Origin of the sequence: Mailhella massiliensis (assembly GCF_900155525.1) — a bacterium.
Classification (GTDB): domain Bacteria; phylum Desulfobacterota; class Desulfovibrionia; order Desulfovibrionales; family Desulfovibrionaceae; genus Mailhella; species Mailhella massiliensis.
This window is the reverse complement of record NZ_LT706945.1, coordinates 27,160-39,659: the sequence shown is the minus strand read 5'-3', so window position 1 is coordinate 39,659 and position 12,500 is coordinate 27,160. Positions and strand designations below refer to the sequence as shown.

At 58.6% G+C, this 12,500-nt stretch carries 9 protein-coding genes; 4 read left to right on the top strand and 5 right to left on the bottom strand.

All coding sequences use genetic code 11. From position 1 onward, the window contains the following. Nucleotides 1-58: 58 nt before the first annotated feature. From CZ345_RS04685 to CZ345_RS17540, 3 genes are all read left to right on the top strand, one after another. Nucleotides 59-637, top strand: coding sequence for a phosphoribosyltransferase family protein (locus CZ345_RS04685; protein WP_077072039.1), 579 nt, complete (start codon nucleotides 59-61; stop codon nucleotides 635-637). Nucleotides 638-782: 145 nt separating this feature from the next. Continuing rightward, nucleotides 783-1,583 (top strand): aminotransferase class I/II-fold pyridoxal phosphate-dependent enzyme, encoded by an 801-nt coding sequence (locus CZ345_RS17545; protein ID WP_083717138.1) that lies wholly within the window; start codon nucleotides 783-785, stop codon nucleotides 1,581-1,583. Between the two features lie 20 nt (nucleotides 1,584-1,603). Further along, complete coding sequence (locus tag CZ345_RS17540; protein WP_275425386.1) at nucleotides 1,604-2,047, top strand: aminotransferase class I/II-fold pyridoxal phosphate-dependent enzyme; 444 nt, start codon at nucleotides 1,604-1,606, stop codon at nucleotides 2,045-2,047. A 103-nt stretch (nucleotides 2,048-2,150) separates the two neighbouring features. Here CZ345_RS17540 and CZ345_RS04675 read toward each other — a convergent pair whose 3' ends face one another. From CZ345_RS04675 to CZ345_RS04660, 4 genes are all read right to left on the bottom strand, one after another. Beyond that, nucleotides 2,151-4,709, bottom strand: a complete 2,559-nt coding sequence (locus CZ345_RS04675) for a hybrid sensor histidine kinase/response regulator (protein WP_077072038.1) — start codon at nucleotides 4,707-4,709, stop codon at nucleotides 2,151-2,153. Nucleotides 4,710-4,741: 32 nt separating this feature from the next. Further along, the gene (locus CZ345_RS04670; RefSeq protein ID WP_077072037.1) at nucleotides 4,742-7,291 is read right to left on the bottom strand and encodes a hybrid sensor histidine kinase/response regulator; all 2,550 of its coding nucleotides are present in this window, start codon (nucleotides 7,289-7,291) and stop codon (nucleotides 4,742-4,744) included. Nucleotides 7,292-7,535: 244 nt separating this feature from the next. Further along, nucleotides 7,536-7,895, bottom strand: coding sequence for an Hpt domain-containing protein (locus CZ345_RS04665; RefSeq protein ID WP_077072036.1), 360 nt, complete (start codon nucleotides 7,893-7,895; stop codon nucleotides 7,536-7,538). Nucleotides 7,896-7,898: 3 nt separating this feature from the next. Beyond that, on the bottom strand, nucleotides 7,899-8,993 hold the full coding sequence (locus tag CZ345_RS04660) for an HD domain-containing phosphohydrolase (RefSeq protein WP_077072035.1): 1,095 nt from the start codon (nucleotides 8,991-8,993) through the stop codon (nucleotides 7,899-7,901). 406 nt (nucleotides 8,994-9,399) lie between these two features. On the opposite strand from CZ345_RS04660, the gene CZ345_RS04655 reads away from it, so the two are divergent. Next, nucleotides 9,400-10,320 carry a GGDEF domain-containing protein gene (locus CZ345_RS04655; protein WP_077072034.1) on the top strand — a complete coding sequence of 307 codons (921 nt, stop codon included), beginning with the start codon at nucleotides 9,400-9,402 and terminating at the stop codon, nucleotides 10,318-10,320. A gap of 77 nt (nucleotides 10,321-10,397) precedes the next feature. On the opposite strand, the gene CZ345_RS04650 is transcribed toward CZ345_RS04655, so the two are convergent. Then, complete coding sequence (locus tag CZ345_RS04650; RefSeq protein ID WP_077072033.1) at nucleotides 10,398-12,461, bottom strand: HD-GYP domain-containing protein; 2,064 nt, start codon at nucleotides 12,459-12,461, stop codon at nucleotides 10,398-10,400. Nucleotides 12,462-12,500 lie beyond the last annotated feature (39 nt).

The window sequence follows — 12,500 nt, the reverse complement described above, 5'->3', positions numbered from 1 at the left end:
CGTCCGGACTTTCCCGGGCGGGGCCTGAACTTCCCCATAAAAAACGCCAGGAGGCAACGTGGAATACTTTGATTTCGACATTCTGGGACTCAAGCGCAAGCTTCCCTTCGTAAAGATCGGCGACAACCTCGCCCTCGCCAGCTTCGTCGTTCTTTCCGACACCGAACTCATCCAGACCGTGGCGCCCGAACTCGTCAAGCGCCTGCCCGAGGTGGACGTGCTCATGACCGCCGAGGCCAAGGGTATCTGCCTTACTTATGAAATGAGCCGCCTCATGGGCATGAAGGACTTCGTGGTGGCGCGCAAGAGCCGCAAGCCCTACATGCAGAACGCCATTTCCCATTCCGTATTCTCCGTGACCACGCAGAAGGAGCAGACCCTCTGGCTCGACGGCTGCGAAGCGGAAAAGATCAGGGGCAAGAGAGTGGCCCTCATCGACGACGTCATCGCCACCGGCGAATCCATTGAAGCCATCGAATCCCTGGCCCGCGCCGCCGGCGCGGAAGTGGTGGCCCGTGCCGCCATTCTGGCCGAACTTCAGTCCGTGCACCGCAAGGACATCATCTTCCTCAAGGAACACTATGTGTTCCGTCCCAATCCCGACGGCACCTACACGCCGCTGGAACGGCTGGACTAAAACCGGCCGGACACAAGGGCCCCGTCCCTTTTCCCGCCTTTCGGCAGGGGTCTTGTTTTACGCTTCAAAAGCCTGAAAACGGCGCTTGCGGCGTTCCCCTCCCCGCCGGAAGGCGCAACACCAACCATGCCAAGGAGCATTGTTTATGGATACGCCCTCCTCTTTCCCCATGGTGCGCGACGTGCCCTACATGGGCGTGATATGGGTCGTGCATGAAGCCTCGAAGCTCGGTTTCTGGAACGGCCATCCCGACTGGTGCAACCTCGGTCAGGGGCAGCCGGAAGTGGGCGACATGCCCGGCGCCCCCGAACGCATCAATCATATCGACATCGCCCCCGCCGACCATGCCTACGGCCCCGTGGGCGGTACCGGCGAAGTGCGCGAAGCCATTGCCGACATGGTCAACAGAACCTACCGCCGCGGCCGTTCCAAGTACACGGCGGACAACGTGAGTTTCGCCAGCGGCGGCCGCCTCGCCCTGACCCGTCTGTACACCATTCTGGCCGACGGCGCGCGCATCGCCTACAAGAACCCCGACTACACCGCCTACGAAGACTACCTCTACAGCCTGCGCAACCGCTGCGCGCTGCTGCCCATCCGCGCTTCCGAAGAAGACGCCTTCTCCATTCCCGCCGCCACGCTGGAAAACTTCATCCATCAGGAAAGGGCGAACGTCTTCGTGTTCTCCAACCCCTGCAACCCCACGGGCGAACTCATCTCCGGGGAAACGCTGGAAAGCTATGTCGCCACGGCGCGCCGCGAAAACTGCCTGCTGGGGAGCGACGAATTCTACTCCCACTTCATTTACCGTGAAGACGGTTCCCCTGCGGACGGTCCCGTATCCGTGGCGGAATTCGTGGAGGATGTGGACAGGGATCCGGTGGTGCTCTTCGACGGCCTCACCAAAAGCCACCGTACCCCGGCTGGCGCGCCGGCTGGGCGGTAGGCCCCAAACATATCATCGAAATGCTCAACCGTGCGGCCAGCGCCGTGGACGGCGGTCCCTCCATGCTCTCTCAGCGCGCCACCCTCGCCGCGCTGGAAGAAAGCCGCATGGAGCAGGAAACCACCGCACTGCGTGCGGAATTCGCCATCAAGCGCAAGATCATGCTCGAAGGCCTCGCCGAACTCGGCATCCGCCCCGCGGCGGAACCGCGCGGCACCTTCTACGTCTGGGCCAGCATCCGCGATCTGCCCGCTCCGCTGAACGACGCGGACGCCTTCTTCCACGCCTGCCTTTCCCGCAAGGTCATGACGGTGCCCGGCCGCTTCTTCGACGTGCGCCCCTACCGTACCCGTCCCGCCGAAGAGCCCTACAAGAGCTGGGTGCGCTTCTCCTACGGTCCCAGCCGCGACGTGGTGAAGACCGGCATCGAACGCATCGCCGCCCTCATCCGCGAGTACAGATAGCCGCACATCCGGGAAGCGCCTTTAAGACGCCCTTCTCCGGCACATGACAAAAGCCCGGTTCCCTGAAGGGAACCGGCTTTTTCGTTCACTGCGAATCTTCTTCTCAGGAGGCGCCCGCAAGATACTTCTGAATGAGACGCAGCAGCACCTTCATGTCGAGGGGCTTGGCGACATGCGCATTCATGCCGCTTTCCAGACAGGCGCGTATGTCTTCGGAAAAGGCGTCGGCCGTCATGGCGATGATGGGAATGTCCGCATCCGGCCGATCCAGCGCCCGCAGCGCCCTTGCCGCCTGATAGCCGTCCATCACCGGCATACGCACATCCATGAGCACCATATCGTACCAGCCCGGAGCGGAGGCCTTGAACTTGTCCACGCAGATCTGCCCGTTCTCCGCCCAGTCCAGCGTAAAGCCGTGCTGTGCAAGCAGCGCGCTTGCGATTTCCCAGTTCAGTTCGTTATCTTCGGCAACAAGAAGCCTTCTGCCCTGTCCGAAGTTCTCCTTCTCCTCCTGCGCGTGTTCCAGCGCTCCGCCGCTTTCCGCAAACGTCCGCAGACCGTGGAACAGCGTGGACTTGAAAAGCGGCTTGGCAATGAAGCCCGATATGCCCGCCACCCGGGCTTCCGCCTCTATATCGCTCCAGTCGTAGGCGGAAATGAGCAGCACCGGCACGTCGTCTCCCAGATGTTCGCGCAGATCCCGGGCCGTCTCCATCCCGCTCATGCCCGGCATCTTCCAGTCCAGAAGCACGAGATGGTAATCCTTGCCCTGCGCATGATGCTTTTCCACCATGGTCACGGCCGTTCTGCCGTCCGTCGTCCATTCCGCATGAACGCCCATATCCGTAAGAAAATGCGCGGCACTGCGGCACACGTTCTCATCGTCGTCCACCACCAGCGCATTCCAGCCGGGGAGAACCATGGGGCCGGAAGACGCCCCGGCCTTCTTCATGTCCAGCGTGATGTGAAATTCCGTACCCTTTCCCGGCGCGCTCTGCAGTTCTATGGTGCCCTTCATCTGATCCACAATATACTTGATGATGGCCATGCCGAGCCCGGAACCTTCTATGCGGTGTATGCGCTCATTATCCTCCCGGGAGAAACTTTCATAGATCTTCTTCTGAAACTCCTCGCTCATGCCCATGCCCGTATCCTTCACGCGGATATGGGTGCGTACATGCTCATCCCCCAGAGGAGAGGGCTCCTGCGACAGATTCACCTGCACCGTTCCTTCCTGCGGCGTGAACTTGAGGGCGTTGGAAAGCAGATTAAGCATGACCTGCCCGAGGCGGACGCCGTCGGAATAGACGTTCTCCGCAATGATGTCGTGAATGCAGATGTCGAACTGCTGCTTCTTGGCCTTGACCAGAGGCTGGGCCACGCCCACCACCTCTTCGACGATCTCGCGCAGGGAAACCACGCTGATGTTGAGCGAAAGCTTGCCGTGCTCGATCTTCGACATGTCGAGCACGTCGTTGATGAGTCCGAGCAGATGCCTGCTGGCGAGATTGATCTTGTGCAGGCAGTCCTGCACCAGCGGCGTGTTCTCGGGACTTGCGGAAGCGATGGCCGTCATGCCCACGATGGCGTTCATGGGCGTGCGTATGTCATGACTCATGTTGGAAAGAAATTCGCTTTTGGCATGGCTTGCATTGTCGGCTTCGCTCTTGGCCTTTTCCAGTGCGGCGATCTGCCGCCGGGAAGCGCGGGAATAGAAAAAGAACATGGCCAGAATGGGCAGGGGAAGCATAAGCCCCATGCCCACGGCCATGTACACGCGGCGGGTCCACATGTTTGCAATGATCTCATCCAGAGAGCCGTGCGGCATCACCGTGAGCAGATACCACTCACTGTTGGGGAGCGGAGAGCCGTGCATGTGCAGCCTCTCCCCGCCCACGGTCACGAACATCATGTGTTCCCTGCCCTGAACGATGTCGTCGCGCAGGGTGAAAAACGTCTCCCCGTCATCGCCCTGTTCAAACGCTTCGTTCAGAAGCCTGTTGTGACTTTCCTCCCCGGCGGAACCGTGCAGCACGAAGGTGCCGTCCTTGCGGATGATCTGGGAAAAGACCATGGACTTTTCCGTATTCATCGACAGCGCCTCGCCGATGTAATCAAGCGGCAGCCCCGCCACCAGCGCCGTGCATCTTCTGCCGTCCTTCATGGGATAGCCCTGCGCATGAGGATACCCCACGGAAAGACCGATGACGAGAAGTTCCTCGCCCGAAGCGGTCACGCCGGAGGTGATGTTCTTCTCGCCCGCATTCAGGGCGCGCAGAAACGCATCCTGATCACGTATCTTCACCTCCCCGCCGGTCACCACCTCGGCGGCGCCCTTCGTATCGAAAAGGGCAAGGTAGGTGAATCTGCGCACCTTCGCCCCGGCGTCCAGCCTGTCGACAAGCTCCGGCCCGTACGCCTCCACGCTCTCGGGGGGAATGTCGATGATGAGGCTCTCCACCTGCTCCAGCTTCAGATCGATGACCGATCGGAAATGAAGCTGCATCTGGGAATTCACCGTGTTCATGTATATCTCGCCGACAAGGTGGCTTGCCTCCTGCCCCTGGCGCATCATGGAAGCGGTGCTCCATACGAAAATACCGGTGCAGAAAAGAGCGCTGAACAGGCTGAACAGAAAAAAGTGACTGACGTGTTTTCTCATGACGCTATCCCGGGACAAAGGCTTCCGTCGAATCAGTTCTTTTTCAAAAACTTCTCCAGAATCTGAAAAAGATATTTAAAATCAATAGGTTTTGAAATATGCACATCCATTCCCGCCGCCGTGGTGGAAACAATGTCCTCGGCAAAGGCGTTGGCCGTCACCGCAATGACGGGCACACTCCCCGCGTCGGGCCTGTTCATGGCGCGAATGCGCCTTGCCGCCTCGCAGCCGTCCATTTCCGGCATCTGCATGTCCATGAGCACGGCATGGTAGAAAAAAGGCTCGGAGGCGGAGAAAAGCTCCACGGCTTCGCGCCCGTTCCAGGCCTGCGTCACCTCAAGGCCGTTCATGGAGAGCATTTCCACGGCAAGTTCCATGTTCACCAGATTATCTTCCACCAGAAGGATGCGTTTCCCCTTCAGCGCGTCCATGTCGGGAGCCATTTCATGCTCTTCCCGTACGGAAGCCCCCTTGGCGATGGCGAAGGGCAGAACCACGGTGAAGGTACTGCCCGCCCCGAGCGTGCTTTCCACCTTTATTTCCCCGTTCATATGTTCCACGAGGCTCTTGGTGATGGACATGCCGAGCCCCGTTCCGGCCACGTTCTTGGCGGAAAAACGGGTTTCCCGGGTATAGGGCTCGAACAGATGAGGGAGAAATTCCTTTGAAATGCCTATGCCGGTATCGGCGACCACGAACACATACTTGGCGAAATCCTGCTTTTCCACCTGCGTTACCGAAACGGAAATCACGTCATTTGCCGAGGTGAACTTGAACGCGTTGGAAACGAGGTTGTTCAGAAGCTGCACGATGCGCACGGAATCGCCCACGACGAGGGTATTTTCCATTTCCATGTGCACATGCAGGGTCTTGTGCTCCATCTCCGCCTGCACATGATAGGTATCCAGACAGTCGCGGATGCATTTTTCCAGATCCAGCTCGCGGTTGTTCAGGGCGAATTTTCCCTGCTCCATGCGCGACATGTTCAGAATGTCGTCGATGAGATTCCTGAGCTGAAGGCTGGAAAAATTGATCCTGTCCAGATATCCCCTGATTTTTTCCCTGTCGTCCAGAAACTTTCTCGCCAGGTCGGACATGCCGATGATGGCGTTCACCGGCGTACGCATGTCGTGGGACATGTTGCTGAAGAATGCCTGTTTCGCCTTTTCGCTCTGCTGCGTGTTTTCCAGCGACTCCTGCAGAAGCCTGCGCTCCTGAAGCTGACGCTGCTTTTCCTGCTCCACCTCACGGAAACAGATGACCGCCTCTTCGGGAGAAAGGGATTCGTCGAACAGCACATGTACGCTGACCCAGCGGTACTCGTCGCCGAAAAGCCGGCGGAAATCGCCGCCGAAATCCCTCACACGGCGGGACACCAGGCTGCGGATGCTTCCGCAGGAAAAACTGCGTCTGAACTCCTCCCGGGCTTCCGGCTCGATGATTTCCGTGATCACCTGCAGAAGATCTTCGTAACATCCCTCATGAGGAAGCCTGCGCCTTACCTCGTTCGACCCTTTGATGGTTTCATACCTGTTCTTCCCGAAATTCACGCGGTAGAGGGCGTAATAGGAATTGCCGAGCACGCGCACGGTTTCATTGGTACGCTCCATCAGCGCGTTGGCCCGGACGAAACGCCAGGAATACAGCACCAGGAACAGGAAGAATACCGCCGTGGAAATCACCAGAAACAGAACAAGAAGATTCGCTTCCTTAAAAATTTCCGCATGGGGCGTGGTGAGTATGGTGTACCACCCGTTGGAAAGTCTGGCGTAATACACCGCCCGCTTCTCTCCGGCGACGTCCACGACAAAGGAACGATAGTCCTCGAATTCTCCGGCGCGTACCTTGTGAAGCAGGCCGGACACATATTCCTGCGTCGTCGCTTCGCTCATGTCGAGGGACGTGTTCTTGTACAGCACAACCCCCTTGCCGTCGCAGAGGAAAAAGGAATCCCGGCCAGACTTCGTCATGGGCTGGAGATTGAAGCGAAAATCCTGTGAAAAGATATCAAAGAAAATTACGGCATTGGAATATACGCACCTGCGCGCCACCGTAATCACGGGCTGCCCCGTCACAAAATCCTCGTACAGGTCGGTGAACACGGTTTCCCCGGGCTTCTCCATGGCCAGCCTGTACCACTGGCGCTCTCTGGCGAGGCTGCCCGGCAGAGTGGTCATGCGGCCCGCCATGTCGATGGTTCTGTCGTCGATGGTGATGTAGGCGGTGACCCGGTCTTTCCCCAGCACGGCCTGAAGCCTGTCGAAGAACATGGCCATCCACTCCGCCATATAGGCCACGTCGCCTTCCTGAAGGCGTTTGTCGATGGAGGCCGCGCCGAAAGCCAGCAGCGTGCCGTATACGGCAAGGCGGCTCTGCTCGTCCACGGCATAGTGTCTCGCCAGCGCCATGCCCGTGCTTCTGGCATTACGCAGCAGCATGTCGCGGAAAATATACAGCCCTCCGCAACTGAGCACGACCACCATGAGAAAGAGCACGATATTGAAATATATCCCGAACGGTAAGGACTTGGAACGCATGTCTTTTCCTCTTGTGGAAAGGCAGGAGCCCTTCTCCGTGGTCATGTTTTTCCGCAGAAACGGAAAAGGCGCACGCGAAACATGCCTGCGCGACGAAAAAAGAACGATATTTCCCGGAGCGCCTTTTTCTGAAAAAGCACTCTCCGGCCTTGAGGGGAAACGCCCCCGCAGGCGCGTTTTCCTCCCTCCGCACGTCTTCCTCGGGTACGAAGTCCCCGGGAACGTGCACCATACCCGCGATTCCCGGGCTGGGGCGAAACCCGCGCGGAGAAGACCCGTCCGCCGAGAATCAGCCGAGCCCCTGCTCTATGGCCCGCACCGCGGAGGCGTAGGCGAGGGAAATCTCGGACATCATGGATTCCGCCCCCTTCATGTCGCCGTCTCGCAGGGCATGAACCTGCCGGTCCAGCATTTCATGCATGGCGGTGATGGACAGATTGCCGCACACCCCCTTCAGCGTATGTGAAGCCTCAAGCGCCGCCTTCGCATCGCCGGAGGCAAAGGCCTCTTCCAGCCTGGCATAGGTTGCGTCCGTCGGAAACTTCTTCAGAAGTCTGCCCATGATGGCCTCGCTGCCCATGCAGCGTTCCAGCATTCCGTCCACATCTATACCGCCGCCCGTAAGCGTTTCCCTTACCTGTGCGTCCATACCTCAGTCCTCCTTCGGGCTGTGGATATAAAGCCGGGCAAGCTCTTCCTCCACCGAGAAAAAGCGGTCCAGCAAAAGCGGATTGAACACCCCGCACTGATGTTCACGAATCATCTTCAAAGCCTCCGCGCGACTGAAGGCCCCCTTGTAGCAGCGTTTGCTCACCAGCGCGTCGTACACGTCCGCAAGAGAAACGATCTGCGCCCAGATGGAAATCTCATCGCCTTTCAGCCCGTCGGGATATCCCCGCCCGTCCCAGCGCTCATGGTGATGACGGGCGATGTCGTAAGCGTACCTGTAGGACTCGTGCTCACGCAACTGAGGTATTTTCTGCAGCAGTTCCGCTCCCTGCGTGGTGTGCGTCTTGATGATCTCAAATTCTTCCGGCGTAAGCCTCCCGGGCTTGTTCAGAATACCGTCGGGAATGGCTATCTTGCCCACGTCGTGCATGATGGAGGCAAGAGCGATATGCTCAATGGTCTCCGCATTCAGGCCGTCGCCGAGATCGGTATGCAGGAGAAGAAAGCGCGTGATGTCGTGTATGCGGCGCACGTGCTCGCCCGATTCCCCGTTGCGGAATTCGATGGCCGTGGAAAGGGATTCTATCATCCCTTCGTTCAGGCGGATGATCTTCTGCGCCTGCAGGAGCAGTTCCGACTGCTGCTGCTCCACCTTGTTGCCCAGAATCTTTCTTGCCCGGAACAGCTCCACCACGGAATTGACCCGCCGCTGCACCACATAGGGCACCACGGGCTTGCTGATCACGTCCATCACGCCCAGTTCATAGGCTTCCCGCGTGACGGCGTCGCTCGCCTCCCCGGTAATCAGAAACACGGGAATCTTCCCGGTAAGGTCCCCGGCTTTCATCCGGCGAAGCACCTCGATGCCGTTCATTTCCGGCATCACCACGTCAAGAAGCACGGCACAGTACTTCTCGGGCGCGGCAAGTATGGCTTCAAGCCCCACTCTGCCGTTTTCCGCCTGCTCGGCCGGATAAAAGGGGGCAAAAATATGTTCAAGGACTTCGCGGTTGATGTCGTTGTCGTCAACAATCAAAAGCGTGCCGGTCTGTTGTTCCTGCTGGGGAAAAGGGAACATGCGCTCTCCTCTGACGGACGGAAGGTCGGCGCCCGCCGAAGTATTCTCCCCGTCTGTATACCCTTTGCGGCCGGATTTGTCATGTGCCGCAACGGGCCCCCGGCTGCGGACATGCGCTGCCCCGTCTTCCGGGAAATTCCCGGCCGCCCACGCCCTTCCGGGAAGGGAATCTTCCGCAGCCGCCACGGACTCCGCAGGTACCGTTTTTCCTCATCTTCTTTCCGATACTGCAGCTGCGGAGCAGACGGCGCCGCCGTACTTTTTTTGAAATGCGGTTTCACCGGCATACGCTTTCAAAACAGACGGAAGGGTATGCCGGAAAACGCCATTCCCCGGCTTGACGCATGTAATTTAATAATGATATCAAATCAAAAATATAAATAGTCAAACATCAGGGAAGGTTGTCGTGCATACTCATCCTGTAAAATATAATTACACCCTCCGTGAACTCTCGGAAGAAATGGCCGTTCTCCGTCAGACGTTCTCCATGGTACGGCTCATTCTTCCCGAAGATTGCCGTATCTGTCATATAGAAGACGATACTCTTTCTCTTGATGAGGCCTGTTACCATACCTGGAAGCGTTCCGCCTGCTGCGATTACTGCCTTTCCCACGAAGTTGCGCGTTCCCATACATCCGGCGCGAAGGTGGAAAGCGTCGACGGGCGCATCTTCATCGTATTTGCCAAGTACATCTGTCTTGACGGCGGAGACTTCTCCCTGGAAATGGTCGCGGAAATTCCCGGCATGGCCAGCCTGAACCACGAAGAACGGTCTCTGGGAGAAATATGGCGTCTTCAGGAAGAGAATGCCCGCCTTCTGCGTGACCCTCTGACGCGATGCTACAGCCGGCACTACATGAACAACAACTTCCACCATTATGTGCATGAGGCCAGAGTGCAGGGCAAGGAACTGTGCATGGCCCTGCTGGACATGGACAATTTCAAGCACATCAACGACAAGTACGGCCATGCCATCGGCGACGAAGTGCTGAAGAGCTGCTGCCTGTTCTGGCTCAAGTACTTCGATACGCAGCATCACAGCTTCCTCACCCGTTACGGAGGCGACGAGTTCATCATCACCGCCATGACGGACAGCTATCATGCCTTCTGCGAACGACTCGAAAAACTGAATGACTCCATGCGGAAAAACATTGTGATGGACGACGGACGCACCGTGCCCTTTTCCTTCACCATAGGCTGCTGCTGCATGAGCGAGGCCGGAATGAAGGGAGAGTACGACGTATGGAAGGCCATGTTCCTTCTTGCCGACAAGCGCATGTACAACGGCAAGAGCGGCGGAAGAAACCGCATCGTCACCGAAGACTGAACACGCTCTGCGGCAGGCCGTATTCCGCGGAACATTCCAGCAAAAAGCCCCGGTTGCCCGGGGCTTTTCGTCATCCGTCAGTTTCCGGCATGGGCCGCATACAGCCCTTCGGGCGTATCCAGCACCTTTTTCAGGTGTTCCACCACGTTCTGATCGAAGCTGGGGCTTCCGGCAAGGGCGGCGACGGCCTTTTCCCCGCTCATGCCCTCGCGGTAGGAACGGGAACTCATCATGGCGCAGAAGGCGTTGAGCACCGAAAGCACGCGGGCTTCGGGCAGTATCTGATCGCCCTTCAGGCCGCGGGGATATCCCGTGCCGTCCATATGCTCATACATTTCATGGAGCGCCCTGGCGATGGGCAGATCGAAATCAATGTTCTCCAGAAGCCTGTAGGCATGTTCCGGCGCCTTGCGCACTTCGTCCAGTTCTTCGGGCGTGAGGCTGCCCTTCTTGGCGAGCAGTTCCCGGGGAATGAAGAGCTTGCCCACCTGGGAAAGCATCGCTCCCATGATGACGGTATCCCTGCCGTCCTCGGAAAGTCCCATGCTTTTCGCCACCAGTTCGCCCAGCTTCGCCATGCGGTGCGAATGCCCGGCAAGGTACGGGTCCACGCTCTCCTCGGCCCGGGTGAAGGCCTCGATGAGGCTCCGCTGCTGCTGACGCATACGGTCGCTTCTGCGCCTGAACTCCGTGATGTCCTTCATGGTGACCACCGCGCCGCGCATACTGTCGCGTACGCTGTGCCCGCTGGCGTCCAGGAAGGGGAATACCGTCACGCGATACAGGCGCCTTTCGTCGCCCTGCCCCACATAGACCTCGCAGCTCTCTTCCCTGTTGTTGATGGCCACGCGGCGTATGCGGTCGAGAAGTTCGGACGCCGTCTCCACGGAGAAGAAGGAAAAGAGCATCTGCTCGTTCACGTCCTGTTCATCCCTGCCCAGGATGGAGGCGAAGGCGGGATTGCAGACATGAATCTGCCCCTTCACGTCGGCCATGAACAGACCGATGTCCAGCGAATTGTTCACGCTGTCCAGAAGTTCCTTCTGCCGGGAAACGAGCTGATTCAGACGCTGCAGCTCGGAGGCCACGGCGCGCTGCTGACGGCCGAGCCCCATCCACCACAGAAGTCCGCAGAGCAGTATGAAGCTCAGCCAGCCGAGAAAACCGCCCACATACACGGGAAGTTCGGCGCGGAAAAGCATCCTGTCGATGACGGAGGCAGGCGTTTCATGTATGATGCTCCATTCCAGCCCGGGGATGAAGCAGGACATGGAATACACCCTGTTTTCCTGCACCACGCTTTCACGAAGCGCAAAGGGCAGATTGCCGCCGTTCCCGGTGAACTGACGCGAGAGGCTCTCCGGCAGCGACGCAGGTTCGGGCACGGTCAGCATTTCCCACCTGTCGCCGTTTTTCTGCACCATATACGCCACGGACAGATCGTTCTGCTTGGGCCGCGCGGTAAACTGCGTCACCTTGGCGAGGACCGGAACGGTGGACATGAACACGGCCACGCGGCTGTCGTCGTCCTCAAGATCGATGACGGGCTCGAACACGTCCAGCGCAAGACCGTTGGCGCAGGCCTGCACGGGCAGGAAAACGGTTCTGCCCGTTTCCATGACCTCACGGGCGGCGCGGGCCTGTTCCGCGGAAAGAGGAGAAGGCGTGCTGAGCGCGGAAAGAATGGTCTGCCCTTCGCCGTTGACGAGGCGGGCATCCAGCAGGCCGTTGTAATTCATGAACTCCATGAGTATCCGGCGTATGGCGGGCACTTCTTCGGAAAGCACCGAGGCGCTTCCGGAAAAGCTTATGCCGTGTTCGGCGTTGTTGATGCTGCCCGTCACGCTCTTGTCCAGCCCGAACAGATCGGAGGAAAAAAGCCGGTAGGTTTCCGAGGCGCTGACGCGGAGCCTGAGCTCCGCCATATCCGCATTCCACACCTCCACGACGCTCACGGATTCATCCAGCCAGGAACGCACGTTCTGCTCATAGTTTTTCAGAACCTCAGTCCGCCTGCTTTCCAGCTGCGAAAAACAGAAGAACAGAACTATTCCCCCGGAAACGAGCGCAAGGCATAAAGCGGCCAGCAAAACCGATTTCTTGGAAAAACCGGAATACCCGGCCTGTGTTGGGCTGTTCATCGCGTCTCCTCCATCCTCTGCGGAACCGATGCCGTTTCT

What these genes read in the sequence shown, in the direction of transcription:
- CZ345_RS17545 (WP_083717138.1), top strand. Translation starts at nt 783, where the DNA reads ATGGATACGCCCTCCTCTTTCCCCATGGTGCGCGACGTGCCCTACATG.
- CZ345_RS17540 (WP_275425386.1), top strand. Translation starts at nt 1,604, where the DNA reads ATGCTCAACCGTGCGGCCAGCGCCGTGGACGGCGGTCCCTCCATGCTC.
- CZ345_RS04675 (WP_077072038.1), bottom strand. Translation starts at nt 4,709, where the DNA reads ATGAGAAAACACGTCAGTCACTTTTTTCTGTTCAGCCTGTTCAGCGCT.
- CZ345_RS04670 (WP_077072037.1), bottom strand. Translation starts at nt 7,291, where the DNA reads ATGACCACGGAGAAGGGCTCCTGCCTTTCCACAAGAGGAAAAGACATG.
- CZ345_RS04665 (WP_077072036.1), bottom strand. Translation starts at nt 7,895, where the DNA reads ATGGACGCACAGGTAAGGGAAACGCTTACGGGCGGCGGTATAGATGTG.
- CZ345_RS04660 (WP_077072035.1), bottom strand. Translation starts at nt 8,993, where the DNA reads ATGTTCCCTTTTCCCCAGCAGGAACAACAGACCGGCACGCTTTTGATT.
- CZ345_RS04650 (WP_077072033.1), bottom strand. Translation starts at nt 12,461, where the DNA reads ATGAACAGCCCAACACAGGCCGGGTATTCCGGTTTTTCCAAGAAATCG.